The 19,325-nt window shown below is 59.4% G+C and carries 19 protein-coding genes; 14 read left to right on the top strand and 5 right to left on the bottom strand.

What is annotated here, in order from left to right:
- Positions 1 to 60 precede the first annotated feature (60 nt).
- The 4 genes from ACWPW1_RS21325 to ACWPW1_RS21340 all read left to right on the top strand — a co-directional run bounded on the left by ACWPW1_RS21325 (position 61) and on the right by ACWPW1_RS21340 (position 7,010).
- Positions 61 to 1,290 (top strand): AAA family ATPase, encoded by a 1,230-nt coding sequence (locus ACWPW1_RS21325; RefSeq protein ID WP_454253970.1) that lies wholly within the window; start codon positions 61 to 63, stop codon positions 1,288 to 1,290.
- 5 nt (positions 1,291 to 1,295) lie between these two features.
- Positions 1,296 to 2,315 (top strand): ParB/RepB/Spo0J family partition protein, encoded by a 1,020-nt coding sequence (locus ACWPW1_RS21330; protein ID WP_454254042.1) that lies wholly within the window; start codon positions 1,296 to 1,298, stop codon positions 2,313 to 2,315.
- A 319-nt stretch (positions 2,316 to 2,634) separates the two neighbouring features.
- Entirely contained in the window at positions 2,635 to 5,895 is a 3,261-nt protein-coding gene (locus tag ACWPW1_RS21335) for a hypothetical protein (protein ID WP_454253971.1), read from the top strand.
- Positions 5,892 to 7,010: a hypothetical protein gene (locus ACWPW1_RS21340; RefSeq protein WP_454253972.1), complete on the top strand. Its 1,119-nt coding sequence runs from the start codon at positions 5,892 to 5,894 to the stop codon at positions 7,008 to 7,010. The genes ACWPW1_RS21335 and ACWPW1_RS21340 overlap by 4 nt, the downstream gene beginning before the upstream one ends.
- 65 nt (positions 7,011 to 7,075) lie before the next feature.
- On the opposite strand, the gene ACWPW1_RS21345 is transcribed toward ACWPW1_RS21340, so the two are convergent.
- A complete protein-coding gene (locus ACWPW1_RS21345) occupies positions 7,076 to 8,206 on the bottom strand; it encodes a phosphoadenosine phosphosulfate reductase domain-containing protein (RefSeq protein WP_454253973.1) in 1,131 nt (376 codons plus the stop codon).
- A 147-nt stretch (positions 8,207 to 8,353) separates the two neighbouring features.
- On the opposite strand from ACWPW1_RS21345, the gene ACWPW1_RS21350 reads away from it, so the two are divergent.
- The 5 genes from ACWPW1_RS21350 to ACWPW1_RS21370 all read left to right on the top strand — a co-directional run bounded on the left by ACWPW1_RS21350 (position 8,354) and on the right by ACWPW1_RS21370 (position 11,852).
- The gene (locus ACWPW1_RS21350; RefSeq protein ID WP_454253974.1) at positions 8,354 to 8,938 is read left to right on the top strand and encodes a hypothetical protein; all 585 of its coding nucleotides are present in this window, start codon (positions 8,354 to 8,356) and stop codon (positions 8,936 to 8,938) included.
- Entirely contained in the window at positions 8,938 to 9,225 is a 288-nt protein-coding gene (locus ACWPW1_RS21355) for a hypothetical protein (RefSeq protein ID WP_454253975.1), read from the top strand. Before ACWPW1_RS21350 ends, ACWPW1_RS21355 begins: the two co-directional genes overlap by 1 nt.
- The gene (locus tag ACWPW1_RS21360; RefSeq protein WP_454253976.1) at positions 9,218 to 9,628 is read left to right on the top strand and encodes a hypothetical protein; all 411 of its coding nucleotides are present in this window, start codon (positions 9,218 to 9,220) and stop codon (positions 9,626 to 9,628) included. The genes ACWPW1_RS21355 and ACWPW1_RS21360 overlap by 8 nt, the downstream gene beginning before the upstream one ends.
- A gap of 515 nt (positions 9,629 to 10,143) precedes the next feature.
- Complete coding sequence (locus ACWPW1_RS21365; RefSeq protein WP_454253977.1) at positions 10,144 to 10,443, top strand: HigA family addiction module antitoxin; 300 nt, start codon at positions 10,144 to 10,146, stop codon at positions 10,441 to 10,443.
- A gap of 83 nt (positions 10,444 to 10,526) precedes the next feature.
- On the top strand, positions 10,527 to 11,852 hold the full coding sequence (locus tag ACWPW1_RS21370) for a type II toxin-antitoxin system HipA family toxin (RefSeq protein WP_454253978.1): 1,326 nt from the start codon (positions 10,527 to 10,529) through the stop codon (positions 11,850 to 11,852).
- 131 nt (positions 11,853 to 11,983) lie between these two features.
- Here ACWPW1_RS21370 and ACWPW1_RS21375 read toward each other — a convergent pair whose 3' ends face one another.
- Both ACWPW1_RS21375 and ACWPW1_RS21380 read right to left on the bottom strand, forming a co-directional pair.
- Positions 11,984 to 12,565, bottom strand: coding sequence for a hypothetical protein (locus tag ACWPW1_RS21375; protein ID WP_454253979.1), 582 nt, complete (start codon positions 12,563 to 12,565; stop codon positions 11,984 to 11,986).
- A gap of 97 nt (positions 12,566 to 12,662) precedes the next feature.
- Positions 12,663 to 13,301: a hypothetical protein gene (locus tag ACWPW1_RS21380; RefSeq protein WP_454253980.1), complete on the bottom strand. Its 639-nt coding sequence runs from the start codon at positions 13,299 to 13,301 to the stop codon at positions 12,663 to 12,665.
- Between the two features lie 598 nt (positions 13,302 to 13,899).
- Here ACWPW1_RS21380 and ACWPW1_RS21385 point away from each other — a divergent pair.
- From ACWPW1_RS21385 to ACWPW1_RS21405, 5 genes are all read left to right on the top strand, one after another.
- Complete coding sequence (locus ACWPW1_RS21385) at positions 13,900 to 14,940, top strand: hypothetical protein (RefSeq protein WP_454253981.1); 1,041 nt, start codon at positions 13,900 to 13,902, stop codon at positions 14,938 to 14,940.
- A gap of 212 nt (positions 14,941 to 15,152) precedes the next feature.
- Positions 15,153 to 16,292: a hypothetical protein gene (locus ACWPW1_RS21390; RefSeq protein WP_454253982.1), complete on the top strand. Its 1,140-nt coding sequence runs from the start codon at positions 15,153 to 15,155 to the stop codon at positions 16,290 to 16,292.
- 113 nt (positions 16,293 to 16,405) lie between these two features.
- The gene (locus ACWPW1_RS21395; RefSeq protein WP_312732411.1) at positions 16,406 to 16,582 is read left to right on the top strand and encodes a hypothetical protein; all 177 of its coding nucleotides are present in this window, start codon (positions 16,406 to 16,408) and stop codon (positions 16,580 to 16,582) included.
- Between the two features lie 6 nt (positions 16,583 to 16,588).
- Entirely contained in the window at positions 16,589 to 16,930 is a 342-nt protein-coding gene (locus tag ACWPW1_RS21400) for a hypothetical protein (protein ID WP_454253983.1), read from the top strand.
- Positions 16,931 to 17,287: 357 nt separating this feature from the next.
- A complete protein-coding gene (locus tag ACWPW1_RS21405; RefSeq protein ID WP_454253984.1) occupies positions 17,288 to 17,596 on the top strand; it encodes a hypothetical protein in 309 nt (102 codons plus the stop codon).
- 97 nt (positions 17,597 to 17,693) lie between these two features.
- Here the strand turns inward: ACWPW1_RS21405 and ACWPW1_RS21410 are convergent, their stop codons facing one another.
- Both ACWPW1_RS21410 and sppA read right to left on the bottom strand, forming a co-directional pair.
- Positions 17,694 to 18,293, bottom strand: coding sequence for an HNH endonuclease (locus tag ACWPW1_RS21410; protein WP_454253985.1), 600 nt, complete (start codon positions 18,291 to 18,293; stop codon positions 17,694 to 17,696).
- 5 nt (positions 18,294 to 18,298) lie between these two features.
- Positions 18,299 to 19,243 carry a signal peptide peptidase SppA gene (sppA, locus tag ACWPW1_RS21415; RefSeq protein ID WP_454253986.1) on the bottom strand — a complete coding sequence of 315 codons (945 nt, stop codon included), beginning with the start codon at positions 19,241 to 19,243 and terminating at the stop codon, positions 18,299 to 18,301.
- Positions 19,244 to 19,325: the final 82 nt, after the last annotated feature.

A 19,325-nucleotide genomic window follows, 5' to 3' on the forward strand; every position in this document is an offset into this window, starting at 1 on the left:
TGCGGACTGAACGCTCAAAGAGCATTATTAGGCCGTTGACCATTCAAAGCGGAGTGTGGGATGAATAAGCTGTTCGAGCACGTACCGAGTCAGTTGGGCGCAAAAAACGCTGGCGCTTTGCTCCGAAGCTTCTCTGAAAAGGGAAACGCGGAGCTGGCCATGCTGCGCACCGATGTCATCAAGCCGGACGAGCAGAAACGTGCCCGCACCTGGTCCCTGGCTGAAGCCGCTCAGCTGATCGACAAGTCGCCCAATACGATACGCGCCGCCGAAGCTGAGATCGTGGCGGCCTTCGAGGCAGGCGACTCCTCTGCCAAGCCGATCCCGAAGGACGAGCGCGGTAAGTGGTCATTTACCCTGGACGACATCAACCGCTACCGCGATCGGTTCGGCTCGCGCTACCTCCGACCGGCCGGCTCCAGCTCGATCATCATCGCCGTATCGAACTTCAAGGGCGGCGTCGCCAAGACGACCACTGTCGTCCATCTGGCTCAGAAGGCAGCTATCGAAGGCCTCAGAGTGCTGGTGGTCGATCTTGACCCGCAAGCATCTAGCACGGTCAACCTCGGCCCTTATATCCCGGATATCGAGCTCAGCAGCGAAGATATCATCAACCAGGCGCTGTTGTTGGATCCCCAGGCAATTCGACGCTGCACTTTCGAATCCTATTTTCCAGGTATCCATCTGATACCGGCGAATTTGAGTTTGCAGGAGCTGGATATCCAGTTGCCTAACCCCGAGATGAACAACTCGGAAAATCTTGGCAGCCCGGTGTTCCGCCTTCGTAATGCACTCGATGTTGTCAGAGACGAATATGACCTCATTCTTCTCGACTGCGGCCCTAACATGGCGAGCGTATCGCTGAACGCCATGATGGCGGCAAATGGCCTTATTGTGCCAATCCCGCCAGGCACCTATGATTACGCATCCTTCGTGATGCTCTGCTCCGCTCTGGCCAGCCTGTTTGAGGCGGCAGAAAAGGAATTTGATTACTTGCGCCTGATGATCACCCGTCATCCAGGACCCAAGTTTCAAGCGGCGATGAAGATAGAACAGCGTATTCGCCATCTTTACGGTGACTACGTGTTAAGCAACGTAGTCAATCTTACGGCCGCCATTGAGCGCGCCAACGCGGAACTTTCTTCTGTGTACGACCAAGTTCCGTCGAGATCCACTCGCGACTCTTATCGCCGCGCGGTCGAAATTCTCGATGGCGTCAACGATGAGATTCTTAAAGATTTGAAAACTATCTGGGATCAGCAGGCGCAAGCTGCGGGGAGAGATAAGTGAGTGACATGCCTCGAGCGCCCGGTGTAGCAGGACTGTTCACCGCGCAGCTTGTCGAAGAAAAACAAAAGCAGGCTGCCGCAGGCCCCCGACGTGTTCATCCTGATGCCCAGAGCGTAGGTGGTGACAGCCTGCTTGCGCGGTTTCCTGAAAAGCCCAAAGTGCCGCAGCAACCCGAGAGTTCTGATGCCGAAGGGCACGGAAATCTCATTCAGCAGATCGACCCGTCTCTTATAGAGCCGTGGGCCTTCGCTGATCGCCCCGAAGATGAAATGGGCGATCTGGACCAGCTCACCCAAGCGATTCGCGCAGCAGGCCAGGCCGTTCCCGGGCTCGTTCGTCCTCATCATGAAAAGCCAGGTCGATACGAGCTGATCTTCGGCCTGCGACGTTGGCTGGTGGCCAAGGATCTCGAACGGCCCTTCTCGTGCGTGGTCAAGGACTTGGACGACAAGTCCGCCTTCGCCGCCATGGAGCACGAGAACAACAACCGCGAGAATCTGTCGAGCTGGGCCAAGGCCAAGTCGTATCAGCGAGCCCTGGACCAAGGCGTCTACAAGAATCAGACGTCGTTGGCTGCGGAGCTGGGCCTGCAACGGCAAACGCTTAATAACCTACTGACCTTCTTCCGGATTCCGCGTGAGCTGATGGATGCGATCGGACCCATGGGCAAGGTCAGTGTCTTGACCGCTAAGGCCATCGTGGCTCTGGTCAACGACGAGAATCACGGGGAGCGCTACAAGCGCACCCTTATAGAGCTGGCCCCACGGATCAGGTCGGGTGCCATGAGTGACAAGGTCCTGCAGCGCATGGTCCGCAGTAACCAAGGTTCTGCGGGCGCCGCTAGTGCGATCGACGTCTTAGGTAAGGGCGGTGAGAAGCTGGGCAGCATTCGTCGCACGGAGCGTGGGTCGGTGCAGATCACCCTGTCTTCAAAGCTCAATAGCGACCTGTCCCTGGATGACTTGTCGAAGCGGCTTGCTGCTTTGCTCGATCAGCAAGGAGATGCTCCCGCCAGTGAAGACTAGACCGTCGGGCAGCTGTGCATGTGGGCGAGCACCTTTTAGGTTGCTCGCCTTTCGTGCTTATAGCCCGCCGATAAGTTGCGTCGTTCAGTGCCGGTTCAATGCTGGGCGGTTGGCTGCGGGTTCTACGGATGAGCCCTCGGAGACCGGGCAGCGTACAGCGAGACCTCGCCGTCCCCTACTGAAGCACGGGGCGCTTATCTCGCGTTCCCTCGATTCGAGGGTGGTAAGGATTGCATTCGCTCCATCCTCTGTGAATTTGTCGTATGCATACGACAAATCTGATTTCGTCCTTCGTCAACGCCGCGTAAGTGAGCGAAGCGTGGACAGTCAGCCGTATGCATACGACAGCTTCGCCCTACAACAGGGGCCTCGGGCAAGGCCTGTTTCAGCACGCCCAAATTTGTCGTATGCATACGACAAAACGGTCCGGTGCTCCCCGGCGCCGGCCGCTTCCACCCTGGACGTTCAGGATTTGTCGTATGCATACGACAAGATGGCCGGTGCCTCGGCCCGGTACCTGGTGCCCGATCTGGGTAGCTGGATTTTGTCGTATGCATACGACAAAACGGTCCGGTGCTCCCCGGCGCCGGCCGCTTCCACCCTAGACGCCCGGGACTTGTCGTATGCATACGACAAGATGGCCGGTGCCTCGGCCCGGTACCTGGTGCCCGATCTGGGTAGCTGGATTTTGTCGTATGCATACGACAAAACGGTCCGGTGCTCCCCGGCGCCGGCCGCTTCCACCCTAGACGCCCGGGATTTGTCGTATGCATACGACAAGATGGCCGGTGCCTCGGCCCGGTACCTGGTGCCCGATCTGGGTAGCTGGATTTTGTCGTATGCATACGACAAAACGGTCCGGTGCTCCCCGGCGCCGGCCGCTTCCACCCTAGACGCCCGGGATTTGTCGTATGCATACGACAAGATGGCCGGTGCCTCGACCCGGTACCTGGTGCCCGATCTGGGTAGCTGGATTTTGTCGTATGCATACGACAAAACGGTCCGGTGCTCCCCGTCGCCGGCCGCTTCCACCCTAGACGCCCGGGGCTTGTCGTATGCATACGACAAGATCGCCATCGCCTCAGACCTGCGCCAGGTGCCTGATCTGGTTACTTCGGTTTTGTCGTATGCATACGACAAAACGGTCCGGTGCTCCCCGGCACCGGCCGCTTCCACCCTGGACCTTCAGGATTTGTCGTATGCATACGACAAGATCGCCATCGCCTCAGACCTGCGCCAGATGCCCGATCTGGCCTCTTCGGCTTTGTCGTATGCATACGACAAAACGGTCCGGCGCTCCCCGGCGCCGGCCGCTTCCACCCTAGACGCCCGGGATTTGTCGTATGCATACGACAAGATGGCCGGTGCCTCGACCCGGTACCTGGTGCCCGATCTGGGTAGCTGGATTTTGTCGTATGCATACGACAAAACGGTCCGGTGCTCCCCGTCGCCGGCCGCTTCCACCCTAGACGCCCGGGGCTTGTCGTATGCATACGACAAGATCGCCATCGCCTCAGACCTGCGCCAGGTGCCTGATCTGGTTACTTCGGTTTTGTCGTATGCATACGACAAAACGGTCCGGTGCTCCCCGGCACCGGCCGCTTCCACCCTGGACCTTCAGGATTTGTCGTATGCATACGACAAGATCGCCATCGCCTCAGACCTGCGCCAGATGCCCGATCTGGCCTCTTCGGCTTTGTCGTATGCATACGACAAAACGGTCCGGCGCTCTGCTGTGCAGGCGGCCTCGACCTTGGTCGCTCAGGATTTGTCGTATGCATACGACAAAATCGACGAGGCTTCGGACCTGCGCCTGGCGCCCAATATGGATGGTTCGGACTTGTCGTATGCATACGACAAAATGGTCCGGCGCACCGCTGAGCTGACCGCTTCCACTCTGGGCGCTCGGCATTTGTCGTATGCATACGACAAGATCGCCATCGCCTCAGACCTGCGCCAGGTGCCTGATCTGGTTACTTCGGTTTTGTCGTATGCATACGACAAAACGGTCCGGCGCTCTGCTGTGCAGGCGGCCTCGACCTTGGTCGCTCAGGATTTGTCGTATGCATACGACAAGATCGCCATCGCCTCAGACCTGCGCCAGGTGCCCGATCTGGCCTCTTCGGCTTTGTCGTATGCATACGACAAAACGGTCCGGCGCTCTGCTGTGCAGGCGGCCTCGACCTTGGTCGCTCAGGATTTGTCGTATGCATACGACAAAATCGACGAGGCTTCGGACCTGCGCCTGGCGCCCAATATGGATGGTTCGGACTTGTCGTATGCATACGACAAAATGGTCCGGCGCACCGCTGAGCTGACCGCTTCCACTCTGGGCGCTCGGCATTTGTCGTATGCATACGACAAGATCGCCATCGCCTCAGACCTGCGCCAGGTGCCTGATCTGGTTACTTCGGTTTTGTCGTATGCATACGACAAAACGGTCCGGTGCTCCCCGGCGCCGGCCGCTTCCACCCTGGACGTTCAGGATTTGTCGTATGCATACGACAGGATGGCCGGTGCCTCGGCCCGGCACCTGGTGCCCGATCTAGGTCGCTCGATTTTGTCGTATGCATACGACAAACCGGTCCGGCGCTCTGCTGAGCTGGCCGCTTCCACCTTGGACGTTCAGGATTTGTCGTATGCATACGACAAGATGGCCGGTGCCTCGGCTTTGTGCCAGGTGCCCGATTTGGGTAGCTCGATTTTGTCGTATGCATACGACAAAACGGTCCGGTGCTCCCCGGCGCCGGCCGCTTCCACCCTGGACGTTCAGGATTTGTCGTATGCATACGACAAGATGGCCGGTGCCTCGGCTTTGTGCCTGGTGCCCGATTTGGGTAGCTCGATTTTGTCGTATGCATACGACAAAACGGTCCGGTGCTCCCCGGCGCCGGCCGCTTCCACCCAGGACGCCCGGGATTTGTCGTATGCATACGACAAGATCGCCATCGCCTCAGACCTGCGCCAGGTGCCTGATCTGGTTACTTCGGTTTTGTCGTATGCATACGACAAAACCGTCCGGTGCTCCCCGGCGCCGGCCGCTTCCACCCTAGAACTTCAGGATTTGTCGTATGCATACGACAAAATCGACGAGGCTTCGGACCTGCGCCTGGCGCCCAATATGGATGGTTCGGACTTGTCGTATGCATACGACAAAACGGTCCGGTGCTCCCCGGCGGCGGCCGCTTCCACCCTAGAACTTCAGGATTTGTCGTATGCATACGACAAGATCGCCATCGGCTCAGACCTGCGCCAGGTGCCCGATCTGGCCTCTTCGGCTTTGTCGTATGCATACGACAAAACGGTCCGGCGCTCTGCTGTGCAGGCCGCCTCGACCCTGGTCGCTCAGGATTTGTCGTATGCATACGACAAATTGGATGACCCCATTTATAGCTTCTGGGCCAACCGGCGATTAGCGCCGACCACGATTGGCCTCCCTCGCCACTCAACAGGCTATGAGGCCGCTCCGCCAGACACAGGCCCACCACCACCTCACATAGACCGGCGCCGCCAAATCGGTAGGACGCCCAAGAAACCCGCCACTAGGCGGGTTTTTTTATGCCTAGGAAAAACACGATGACCACCCTATGCACTGTGAACGACCTCTACCATCACAGCAGATCGAAGCCCTTCACTATGATTCCCGTCACCTACCTGAGGCATCTCCAGCGCGTCGCTGAGATCGGCCTTGATAGCTTCGGAATGTGGCTCTCGCTTTACGATCTCTGCAGCAGCAATCCGAACATGGAGCGGGAGATCAGCTGGTCTTTCCTCGCGAAGCGTTTTGGGTTTTCAGAGAACACGGCCAAGCGCTTGTGCAAGCGACTGGTCGAGCGGGGGCTGCTTGAGGTCGTGGTACGAAGAGCAGAGAACGGCATGAGTCTGCCGAACGTCTTCCGCATTAGGCTCACCGAAGTGATCCTGGCCAAGCTGAACGTCAGCTGCCCTGATCGAAAGCAGCGCGAAGCTGCGCTCGAAGGGTTAGTCGAGACCCTCGAGACCAGCGGGAGAAGTAACCAGGTAGAAGGGGAGATCGGTGTGAAGCCGACGGGTATTCGTCAACCGGACGTGCCGAAGTCCACTGCCTCTACCCAGGGTGAGCTATCGGCTTCTGAAGGGCATTCAGATCAAATGGCAGTAACGGTGGAAGCGCACGGTGACGGGATATCCACCAGTGGTGACGTAGAAAGCATTTGCGCTGACGTAAAACAGACGTGCGACACGGAGGTAGATGCTGCGATGGTCATCCAGGCAGCAGCTCAGAGAGAAGGCCGTTCACTCACTGCCATCGAGCGGCTTGCCCTCAGAAGCATCGGCACAAAACCGAAATCGCCCGAGGTGCCGAGCCGGCTACTCAAGGACCAGGAGGCGCCTCGCGAAGCCGGTAATCAGGTGCCCGCGGCAGGGGGGCCAAATCTGAAAAGTGGGGGGACCAGAATTGCCCCCCAAGAAATAACTCTTCCGAAAGAAAAAACACAAAACGCGTCGTGGCTTTTTTCAATCATGGAAAAGCTTGTGAAGAGCGGCGTCGCCAGCGATCGCCTACCTCAGTTGGCCAAGGAGGTTTTTCAAAGCCTGCAAAATGGCGCGCTGGCCAAGCACCCAACAGCTAAAGCTATCAACATCGCTGCGAAGCTGATCAGGCAGGGCACGTGGACGACGCCAAGACTTCACCACCCGGCGATGCCAGCCTGATGGCCACGAAGCGATCACTACACGCCTGGGTATTGGGCAGCGCGGGTAACCACTCAGCGTCGCGATCAGAACTCGAACGCGATCTGCGATGCAGCCCCGTGAATCAGGTGAACGGGTGCATCCACGATCTGATCGGGCTTGGCCGCGTACAGCTCCGCATAACGAGCCCTGACCTCAGAGCCGGTGGTGCACGCTATGTCGAGCTTCAACGATCGCGCGACGGTCAGCCGCACGCCTGCGAGCAGTTCAGCTTCCTGTGCGGTCGGGATACAGGCGGGCCAACCCGAGACGTAGTGGAGATGCCGAGGGATCGTCGCCTCTGCAGATTCGCGTATGCGGCATACCTCTTTCGCATTACGGATTCGTTCCAATGCCTTGTGGTCGAGCAAGTGAGGGGCGATGTCGCCCAGCCAGGCGCCAGACTGAAACGAGAACGAAGACCTTGCTTCAAGGGCAACCATCCGGCGATAGGTATCCTGGTTGCTCGCGCAGGTCGCGGAAGCGATCAAATCAGGCTTGGAGGCCATGATGCAGAACGAGCAGCTCACGCGGCTCATGCCGTAACGTGTGTAGGCCTCGTGCAGCTCCCTGCCGTGGCCGGCAATCTCGCCCAAGACCTCAAGCAGCGTCCATTCGATGATCGAATTCCACACCAGGCCCTGCAGACCTCGCCGGTTGAGTCGGGTGTCTACCTTGGATACCGGCATCTTGCTGCGGCTGGAGCTTTCCTGACGACGGATGCCGGTGACGTTGATGATGTCCTGCCCGGGAAACCGCTTCTTGAGGTAGCTGGCGATCACCGCGCTCTTGAGCTCCGAGGTGCAGAAGCGCATCGACGGTGTGCTCCAGGGCAGGATCAGCTTCACGCACGAAAGGTCAGCGTAGCGACGAACGTTGTTTTCCCAACGGCCCTCCCAACGCTCCATCATCCCGCCTGCCTCACGGCGTACGACGGCGAGCTCCCAGCCGATCTCACTCGCCAGTTCCTCGCACTTGGGGAGGCTCTGCTCCCACTCCACCGAGCCAAGATCGGCATGAATCAGCAGCCGGGGACCACGGTGGCCAACCTGGTCGAGGTAGGCGGCCGTTGCCAGTGCACAGGCGTCGGAGTCCTTGCCGCCGCTGACCCCGATGGCGACCACGGCATCACGGGAGAGGAGGGCATCGATTTCAGCGGTTCGGGCGACGACAGACATGGCTGGATCCGTAGTTGGGGGGACCACTGCAGGATCTCCCATTCTCCAGGAATGCAACGTTTGCACGGTTTGGGTACATGCGGGATTGCCCTTGCATTCTCAGGAAAGGTGTCAGGGTATCGAGGTACCCCTCATGGACCTGAGACGATGGATATCCGTTACGACGATTTCGTGGAGTTACTCGAGCACCTTGCTCACGCGCCGGAGAAAGACCTGCCGCCGATGAGCGTCGCGTCAACGATCAAGAAGGCGCGAGGCACCGGCAATCCGCGGTTGCACTACGCCCGCGGCCACGTGACGGTGACGTTCCAGACGCAGTACGGGCCGCTGCAGATCGGTGAGGCGTGGGTGGCCTACCCAGGTACGGATGACGATACGACCGAGTGGGAGGTGTTCATGGCGGTCGAGCTGCACGAGCAGACCTGGTCTTTTGGCGACACCCGTATTGTCGACGAGCACGGCGCCACGGCGCTGATCGGAGCGGGTGACTTGTGCATAGAGCTGATGGATGCGATCAGTTGGGTCGGCTGGGAGCCCTATGTCGAAGCCACCCTGCCAGCGCGTGAGGCGAGCTGGAACGCGGTCAAGGATCAGTACCCTGACATCCGGGTTGACCCCTGGGGTGCGGGGTGGGGTAAATCAGGCCGGAAGGGTAGGAAGGGCCGAAAGAGCCGCGGCGGAAAAGGTCGGTCAGGCAGAAAATCCGGTACCGCGCGCCGAGGTGGCAAATAATGCGCAGTAGCAACCTGCAGACGATCGTTGAGCCGGTGTCCTGTCCGTCTTGCGGAAACCAGGCAAATTTTTTCATCAAACGACACTACCAGGGGTCAGGCGAGTACTACGTCGACCTGGACGGGGGGACCGCGGACAATACCGACATGTACTCGAACCTGAAGGTCCGCGATGGAAAGATCCTCTATTGCGCCGACTGCGATGAGCCGGTTGCCCAATGGCGCGCGGGTGACCTGGGCAAGGTTCTGTCGGGCCGCGTCGGTGAGAAGGGGAGGGTAGATGGATAAGCCGGAACCTGCAGGCACCGTCTGGCATCTGCTTGACCTGGTCTCGCTCGATAAGCCCCCGCATGGAAAGCCGTGTAATGGATGTGGCCTGTGCTGCATTGCCGAGGTGTGCGACCTCGGCAAGGAGCTGGGTGACGAAGAGCAGTGCCGGGCGCTGATGCCGCTCAGTGCCGGTCGTTTTGCCTGCGGGCTGGTGGCCGATCCCTATCGGTTTCTGCCGCCGGAGCGGTTGGTGCCTTGGCATGCGATCGACCAGCTCGCCCCGGGCGGCCAGGGCGAACAGGCCTTGAAGGCGCATTTCGCCGGCCTGCTCGGCGCCGGCCGCGGGTGCGACGCCGATGACGAGGCGATTCAGGCGTTTCAAGGCGAGGCGGATGCAAATCGGCAGCTGTCTCTGCTGTGATGCTGCAGCAGCAGGCCCTGGGCGTTTACCCCTCCCCGCTGTCTCGCACCTGGCCCTGGAGCATCGTGGGCGGGGCGTACCTATGACCAGAATCCATGTGGCGGCGCTACGACCCTAAGCGCAACGACCTGGAGCAAAGCACGGGTAGAGGTCTGCCGGAATGATGCAAGGCAGGAGACCACGCTCGACTGCCAGAACGCCCTGGAAGCCGAAGCCTCGGTGTTCCTGTTTGGCAAGGATCCTTCCAGTAACAAGTCCCCGGATATCACACCCCGGTAAGGTCTCTCGGCCAGGAGCAGAGTGGCATTCTAAGCGTCGACCGGCTCGAAAGGGGCGGTTTGATCAACTCCAGTAGCGCGGATGGGGTCTTTGGCACCAGCGGCTTGCTGCAGGTGCCACCTATGCTTTGCCTGGCCGGCACCTGGTGATACGCCAGCGGCCCTTTACGGCCTGTCCTCCTCTCCGCGGCTCAATGGCGGCATACTGACCTGACAAGCCGCCCCAGGAGAATCGCAGTGATCAAAAACGGTATGCCACCGATCCACCCGGGCGAGATCCTCAGGGAGGAGTTCCTGGTACCGCTGCAGACCGACACGATAGCGTTTGCTGAGCGGCTTGGCGTTCCGGCCGCTACGGTGGAGGCGGTGGTGAATGAGCGCGCGCCTGTGACGCCTGAGCTGGCGTCGAAGCTGGCGGCACATTTCAAGACATCTGAGGGTTTCTGGCTGTCGCTACAGGCCACCTACGATGAGAGGGTTGCAGCTGTTGCCCAGCAGGCGGCCGAGACCAAGCCTGCTTGCGGATTGAAGCAATAGCGCATGGCGTTTCAACTGACCCCTGCTGCGCCAGCGACAAGCCGATATGCAGCAACCCACGGCGACACATTGGGCGGCCGGCTATGGCCGATCTAGTCGTCCAGGCGTTCGTCGATGGTCATTGGCAGGATGCACTCAACATCCACTTTGACGATCCAGGCAGGCATCCTGTCAACAGCCCCTGCAGCTGCCGCTACCTGGCGTCATTTCTCGCTCAGTACCTGACCGAATCCGGCCCATCGCTGCAGTACGCCGTGAGCGCGAATCTCCCGCTGAGCTGGGACGTTGTTCGTCTCTCACATTGGCCGGCGTTCCTGTTCGATATCGTGCCCTCCGGTGCGGCGCGTCGATTCCTGCTTCCCCGTCTCGCGCTGGTAAGCGGGCAAGCCAACCAGCCGGCATTCGAACTGCTAGCGCGCTGTACCCTTGCCCCGATCGGTCAGCTGCGGATCCGCGAAGCAGCAACGATCGGCGAGGAGCGGGCGCCGATCGCATTCCGGCAAGACCAGGTCATTGAGCAGGGTCGCGACTTCCTTGATCACGCCTATGCGCACGGTGCCCTCCTAGGAAGCGCCACCGGCGCCGGGGGCGATGCGCCAAAGCTGCTGCTGACCCAGGGTACTCACGGCGAGCTGTACCTGGACGGCACTTTTGCTGACGACTTGGCAGCTCGGCACTGGCTCGTCAAATTTCCCCGCAACCAGGGGCGCGCGGCGGACCAGGACGTGCTTCGTAGCGAGTACCGGTATTACTTGGCGGTGGATAGCCTGGGCCTGGAGACGATCTCTGTTGATGGGCTCATGCTCGAGGAAGGTAGGCAGCCGAGCCTATGGTTGCCACGCTTCGACCGCCGACCCGGTGCCGCGGGGCTTGAGCGGGTCGCTGTCGAGTCGATCTATTCGCTGACGGAGACGCTGGTGCCCGGGAGCTACCTGGGGCACCTCGAGGCTCTTGAGGCGCTGGTGAGGGTGTGGCGGGCTTACGGCCAGGAAGCCGCCATTCCAGGCCTACTTGATGAGTACCTGCTGCGAGACCTGCTGAATAAGGTGGTCGGCAACACGGACAACCACGGCCGCAATACCGCCATCCTGCGCGACGGAGAAGGCGTACGGCTGGCGCCGATCTACGACCTGGCGCCCATGGTGATGGATGAGCAGGGGGTCACTCGGGCCACCAGATGGCCGGCGCCAGTGGAGCAGGGCGGTACCATCAACTGGCGGGAGGTCTGCCAGCTGTTGGCGGCATGGGACGATCCGGAGAGGCTGTGGCTGGCGCTGAGGAACAACGCTGAGCGACTGCGTGCGCTGCCTGACCTCCTGCAGCCGGTGCTGCCGAGGAGTACCTGGGAGCATCCTCGGATCCCGCTGCGGTGGCTAGAAAGTTACCTGCAGAGTGCGGATCTGCGATAGCGAGACCCGGCACCGTAAGTTGGTAGGTGGGTGCGAGACACTCGCCGGGCGTGCCGGCGAGAGGGTAAGCATGAGTACAGGCCCGTGCGATAAGGGCCTGCTGAGACTGGGGCTGTGGTCGGCCGGAATGGCTAGCTGGCGAAGGCCGCGGCCAGGGCTTTTGCGCGAGCTGACACCTTCAGCTGCCGCAGCTCGGCGTCTTCGATGGCGAGAGCGCTGATGAGCTCCTCAGCCAGCTGGTCGGCAGTGCTCAGATCTGCCTGGTCGAAGTCCAACTCCAGCTCCTTGTACTTGCTGTAGGCGGTGACCTTCGAGGCAATCGCTTGGATGGCGAGAGGTCCGTATGCATCCGGATCCTCGTGATAGAACGCGAAGTCGCCGACGGCAAGGTCGCCTGCTTGGCTGTGCGCACCATAGGCTTCGGCCAGGGTGCGAGCGTAGGCCGCCAACTGGTCAGCGCTCACCGGTGTTGCCGCTTGGCCGGCGAGATCGATGATGACGCCGGCCAGCTGCGCAGCGGTGAGGAGCGCCTCCGGCTCAAACGGCAGGATCTGCTGTTGCTTCGTCGACAGGCCCTTTACCAGGCCATCCTGGCTCATTACTTCGATGGCACCGAAGCGGGATGGCTCATCGCGATGAAAGACCAGGCGGCCCAATACGACGGCGCTCTGTGCGGTAGCAGTGGTAGGGGAGGGGAGGGTTTCGGTGGTCATGGTGAAGCTCCTGGTTGATATCTGCCCTCCACCCTGACACAGCTTTTCAGAACGCAAGGGGTCGGCTACCCGGCAGACCTTGCGTCGAAAGAGACCGCTATTTCTTGGAGTAGCCTGGCAGGCCGGGCTTGCCTTGCGTCACTAGGTGGTCGTGCACTTCTTGCATCGCTAACTCGTGAATGTTGAATCTCCCAATATCATGCCAATTTGTCTGCTCTACTTCTATTTTCTGCCACCACTGTATCAAATGAGAAAAAAGCAGCTTAAGAAGCATTCGATATATTGAATAAAACTCTGCTAGTGGCTGACCGCTTTTTGCTCTCTTGATCAATGCATGAGCTGAGTTATTTCTTGCCTGCCTGAAATGCTTAGGAAAACAACTATAGCTACCGTAGAACCTCGTTTCAGTCATATTATAGAAGTAAGAGCCTGGATTCTTAGATTCGATTCGCCATGCTTTCTCTATCGCTACCATTATGTGCCTTTCAGCATCGGCAGCGATTAATTGATCAAGGCTGTTTTGGTCGCGCTGAATCAGTGCGACACAGAATTCATACAGGTGATGGACAAAAGATTGAAAAGCCCCGTGTGCAAGAATTATCTGCTCAACACTATTACCAACGTGGGCCAACTGGTATTCCATATCGAAGAATTCATCATGCGCTTTTCTGCATAAGATGGACTCGTGCGCTAGCACGGCACAGAGTAGTCTGTCCTTCTCTTCACTAATAGCCATTCCTAAGGTTCCTTTTTACCAACGCTTTTAGCACCGAAGCCGAAACTGGTTAATAATGAACGCGTACGGTCAGACCTGAGCGGCTCGGCTCCGTAGCCATCTTCGAATGACATTATCTGGCCGAAATCCTACTTCCACGAAGGGCAGCAGTGGGCAGGAAGCGGTCGCTTGTCGACATCCACTTCTGGCCGTTTCCGACCTGAGCCGTCGTCCAGATAGAAGCTCCAATTCCGTCATTCAGCCATGATGCCAGAAAACCTTCGATTTCTCGCTGCCCCATGTCTCATGGCTGCCGCAAGCTTCGCCGTGTCGAGAAGATGCGCACCTACTAAACATAGGCCTGCTCATTGCGTAGGTTATAGTGTTTGTAACGAATCCGCTCATGGAATTGGACCAGCAACCGTATGGCGCGCAACACAGGAGGAGCGCCGGGTTTCATGATTGAACTGAGTACTGCGCTTTCATACAGTATAAGCGCCATCTAGCTGGGCTACAGGCCCTTTTGCGCGTTTATATCGTGCTAATTTTGACCGCAAGCGCCAGATATGGCCCGTGGCTTGGCGCGGTTTACATTACGTTACGCCTTTAGGAGATCGGTATGAGTTACGAAGAAGAAAACGAGTTCGAACGCCTTATGAAGAATCGACCACATGTCGTTATTTTAGGCGCGGGCGCAACAATGGCTGCGATCCCTGGCGGGGATAAAAATGGTAGGAGATCATCTGTCATGAGCGGATTCATCGAATCACTAGGAATGACAGAAATCCTCGAGGAGGTTGAACTTAAAACTAGTAGCACCAACTTAGAAGACATTTACTCCGAGCTTCATAGTCGCCCTGAGTGCGATGCTATACGGAAAGAACTCGACAGCAGGATACGCGCGTACTTCTCTGAACTAGAGTTGCCTGATGAGCCCAACATCTACGACCTCCTGCTCTTGGCATTAAGAAAGAAGGATATTGTCGCAACTTTCAACTGGGACCCGCTGTTGTTGCAAGCGTATCAACGTGCGTGTAGAGTCACGAAGGACTTGCCTGATCTAGCGTTCCTGCACGGGAATGTACTTGTAGGCTACTGCCGCGATCACAGACGCGGCGGAATTTTAGATACATACTGCCCCGAATGCGGCAAACCTTTTGATCCTGCCCCACTACTCTATCCTGTTGCGCATAAAAATTACGCTGCGGACCCATACATCCTAGACAACTGGAAAGCCATTCAAAACAAGCTGAAGCGCGCATATTTAGTAACGATCTTCGGCTACAGCGCCCCCAAGACCGATGTAGAGGCTATTGCTCTTATGAAGGGTGCCTGGGGTGCAGTCGAAGAGCGCAGTCTAGAAGATTTCGAGTTTATTGATATTTGCGATGAAGATTCCCTAATTGCAAATTGGCAAGAATTTATTCATTCGCATCATTATCAAGTGCATAAAGATTTTTTCTCGTCTAGCTTGGCACAGCATCCACGCCGGACGACTGTAGAACTTTTTGATCGCACCATGAATTCAATGTTCACTGGAGCTTTTCGAAAATTTATTCCGGGCATGACCTGGAAGAATATTGAGTCGCTTATAACTGAACTTGTTGAGGAAGAAAGAGGACTTTCGGCCGAGGAATTTCTGATCACACACTCGGCCTAAAAAGTCATCAAGCCAACGCCGCGTCGTGGCGCGGCTCAATTCGAGCCTCTGGGCTATCGCGTTAAGTGCCGCTCGCCGCCGCGACTGTTCCTGAAATCTGGAGCGCCCTATTGTGATCTCCGCCGCGCAATGGCCGCGACTATTTTGGGAACTGACACGTTGCGTTCTTTCGTTCCTCCGTACGCTGGCTGCATCAACTGCAGGCCACCAAGATGAAATCCATAGAATCCCTCGCCCAGGAACGGGCTTCTTTCCCCCTCGAGCACTACCACCAGGCGATCCTGTGCAGAGAGGCTTATCCCTGGGCGCGAAGGTACCTCGCATCCCTTCAGGAGGACGCTGTTCGTGACGTGCTGACCGCGGTGCCACTTCACCTACAGCGGTCCGTCCAGCTCATAGCCGAAGCCGTCCAGTGTGGTTGGTTCGTAGTGCCCAACGGCAAGAACGGGACGTTCAGCGCTCGCCAGTTTGCCGAGCGCTGGCGGATGGCCGCAGCGCTACCATGGCTGCCGGACATCTTGCAGCGCGCGCTACAGGCGGAAGCACTGGCGCGAGGGCACCGCCCCGCGGAACGCCACACCTTCGGCGTTAGGCGGCTGCCCGGTTTCGTGGATCAGGCGCTGGGCCTGCCTCACCGCCTGTCTCGGCTTCCGCTCAATCACCAGGCCGGCGCCATCACGGCAGAGCTCTGGTTCCAGGCACTGGTCGACGTGCACGCTGCGACCGTCGCGCTCACGGCGCAGATCGAGTGCTTTGCGCCGGCGTGGATGTGGGATCCGGCCGCGCCACTCGAACACCAGGTTGAGCGCCTACGGCAGCACGGATGCACGCACCTGCTGGTTTCCTATGTGTCGCAGACCCGTGACCGCTGGATCGATAGTCCTGAGCAAAAGAAGCTCGAGGATGTGTTGTACCGAGGGTTACCGGTGGTGGAGTACGAACGGTGGTACCTGGAAAGGGCGGCGCGAGCGCGAGCAGAGGAGGAGGGACGCTGGCGCGCGCACTTCGCCCGGATCCGTGAACTGGCCGGTATCTTCGACGACGCTCGCAGCTTTGCGCGGATACCGCTGGGGCGGCTGATCCGCGAGCTTTCGGGCGGCCGCTTCACACTGCAGCGCGAGGCAGATTCAAATCCCGGGCTGGTCGTCGAAGTCTCGCCAAACTACCTGGTCGGCGCGGGAGAGGGGATAGAGCAGCCCTTTGCGCTCGCAAATTTTTGCTTGGCGCTTGCCGATGCGCTGGCCGATGTTCCGTTTTCCTTTCCTGGGTACCTTGAGGCGTGCCGCCAGGCGCGCGCGTCGCTCGTCGCGTTTCAATGCGGGATGGCTGCACCCTGCGACCGTGCCGGCTAGCGCCTGAGACGAGCTAACTGCAGGTTCACACCCCTGGCCGGCGTGAACCGGGTCCGCAGCAGTGCTGAGCTATGCGAGGATGATGGTCATCTGACCTATAGGGGAGACCAACGATGAAGGTACGCATTGAAGTAACAGCGGACGAGCTCGAGGACATGGGGTGCGACTCGGTCGAAGAGCTTGCAGCCCGCCTGCGGGAGCAGCTGGATACCGGCGTTGTGGGCGACGCCGGCGAGGCAGGTAGCGATTGGCTCGTCTCCTACGAGTTGACGGCTAAGCTCGCGGGGTAGTGGAACATGGAAATCGTTCCTGCCTTCGGTGCCGACGTCATGTACGCCCTGATGTGGCTCTGCGTGATAGCCAGCGTCTGCAGCGCCGGTGTGTGGCTGTGGAAGCTCCTCATCAACCTGGATATCCGGCAGGACTACGCCCCGGCTCTGTGGGCGCTAGGCCTGGCGTTGGGGGCCGTGTTGCTGTGGTATGGCCAGGGCGCGCTCGGCAATGAAGCGCCGCGCTATGAACGAGGCGAAGCGACGTTCATCACCTTCTGGATCTTGCTGTCGGGCGTCTGCCTCGTTGGGCCTTTTGCACTCCTGTTCCATCGTTCGCCGGACTCACCCAGAGGGCCCGGCGCCTAACGCTCCAAGTCGCGTGCTTACTCCTTCTGAACAGCCTGGCAATCGTCAAGGTCAAACGCTTGCCCGCCGGCCTGGAAGCTGACATCCAGGTTGGTCAATCGCCTGTAGTGGTTTTGCCTGTCCGGCAATCTCCAAATGCCACGCGGGCGAAGGGTTCCCTCGTATCGGGACGGCGGCTGCCGGGAGCTCAGTCGTTGGGTGGGCTTATCCCCTTGCCCCCCGTCAGCAGACACGCCGGTCAGGCCCAGCCCACGTCCAAAGTCTCGTTTCCTCAGATTTCCCGCCGCAGTAGGACCTTTAAGCGAGATCGGCGATCTCTATGACCTCGGTAACCGTTGCCCATAGCAAGGAGAGGTCATGGAACAAGGAATCGATCGGCTTAGAGCGGCTCTAGCGCCGTACACCACCACAGCTGCGCCACGTCCGGCTGACAAAGCGCTGGTGGTAACCGTGAGTTATGAGGCGGCGGAAGTCACTCGCGCGGTGAAGCTTGCGGACCTGGAAAATCCGGCCAAGCTCGCCGATGTCATCAACGACTTCAGGCGCGATATGGCACTAGGCCGGGAGGGCGGTGAGGAAGAGCACGCGAAGCTGATGCGGCGCTTGGGCTCGCGCGGGTTGGAGTCCTTTAATCCAGAGCTGCATGCCTTCAGAAAGACGAAGTAGATCTACAGGGGCCTGCTGCGCCGAAGTCTTCGTCTGGCGCAGCAGGCCTGCGCTAGGCAGGCAAATCGTAACCGATGCAGCACCGTGCGCTTACCTGTCAGCTCTCCACCGGCGTGATCTTCAGCTGCTGCAGAAGGCGATGGATAAAGTCAGGGCTGGCAGTGAGTAGAATGCGGGTGAGGTTGCGTTCTCGTACGCGGACTTTCTCCGCGGTACTGAGATGCCCGGCCGCCTCGTTGCAGCGCGCGTGGGCGAGCACAAGATTTTCATTGCGGTCAGATCCGCCCGTATGTGAAGCGAGCAGATGCTCGCGTGTCATTTCCTCGCGCGTCATCTCATTCAGGCAGTAGAAGCACAGATCCCCATCGCGTTTACGCAGTGTGGCTATGTTGTGTCGCCGGGCCCTCGCCGACTTTGTTTCCGTCACCTGGTCCTGGTCCTGGTCCTGGTCAGGATCAGGTTGCGCAACGACCATGAACGGTACATAGGTCAGCTGGAGTGCGGACAGCTCGCCTTCGCAGCCGCCTGGCATCCATTCGGCTCGATTGCTTAGCACCAACTCTTCAGCACGCTGCCAAGAGGTGCTGGGGTATTGACTACCCATTGGATCGAATACCCGTACCAGACGTTCTTCATTCGCCGGGGCGAGCACTTTTGCGATAGAGGCCTGAAGGTGTCTTGGGGTCATCTTCACCATGTGACTCATCGGAGCGACACGCCGCTGAAGCCGAGCGCCATCGACAGCTGCTGCGCGGCGGAGGCGCCCAGGCGCTTCGCGAAGCGATCGAACGCATTGTCCTTGACCGTGAAGTCGACCTGGCTCGTGGCGCCCACCAGGTCCCGGGCGACGTAGTCGACATCCCCCAGCTTATCGATCAGACCCAGCTGCTTGGCCTGCTCACCAGTCCAGATCAGGCCAGAGAACAGCTCCGGATGATCGGCATCCTTCAGGCGATCGCCGCGGCCGGTCTTCACCGACTGGATGAACTGCTGGTGCGTCTGCTTGAGCACGTCATTCCAGAAGATGGTCTCTTCGGGGTTCTTCGGCTGGAATGGGTCCAGGAACGCCTTGTGCGCCCCCGAGGTGTAGGCCCGGCGTTCCACCCCGACGCGGTTCATCAGGTCAACGAAGCCAAACGACGCGGCTGTCACGCCGATGGATCCGACCAGCGAGGCCTTGTCGGCCACGATCTCGTCGGCGGCCGCGGCGATGTAGTAGGCGCCTGATGCGCCCAGGTCCTCGATGACGGCGTAGACCGGCACCTTCGGGTGCAGGCCGCGCTGGCGCTTGATCTCGTCGAACACCTGCCCGGCCTGTACTGGGCTGCCGCCGGGCGAGTTGATCTTGAGGACCACGGCCTTGGCGCGCTCGTCGTCGAAGGCGCGCCCGATGGCCTTCTTCAGCGCCGCGGCATTCGCTTCGGCGCCGTCGGCGATCTCACCTCGCACCTGGATGACGGCCGTGATCTGCTTGGCCTCATCCGCCTCGTCGAGTTGCAGGTGCTCGACCAGTACCGCGCCGGCAACCAGCAGCAGGCCGGTACCCCAGAAGGAATACTTGAGCAGCTTCAGCCGGCGGGAAGCGCGGCGCTCTTTGATGAGGTCGCGGATGAGTTCGGGAAGCAGCGTGTTGTCGTGTTCGGACATTGGAACCTCGTGGCGGGTATCAGACCGCCAGTGTCGCGAGGCCAGCGCCGCAAAAGTCACGAGTTCGCCCCGCCAATGGGCG

It is taken from the genome of Pseudomonas sp. Marseille-Q7302 (genome assembly GCF_965111925.1).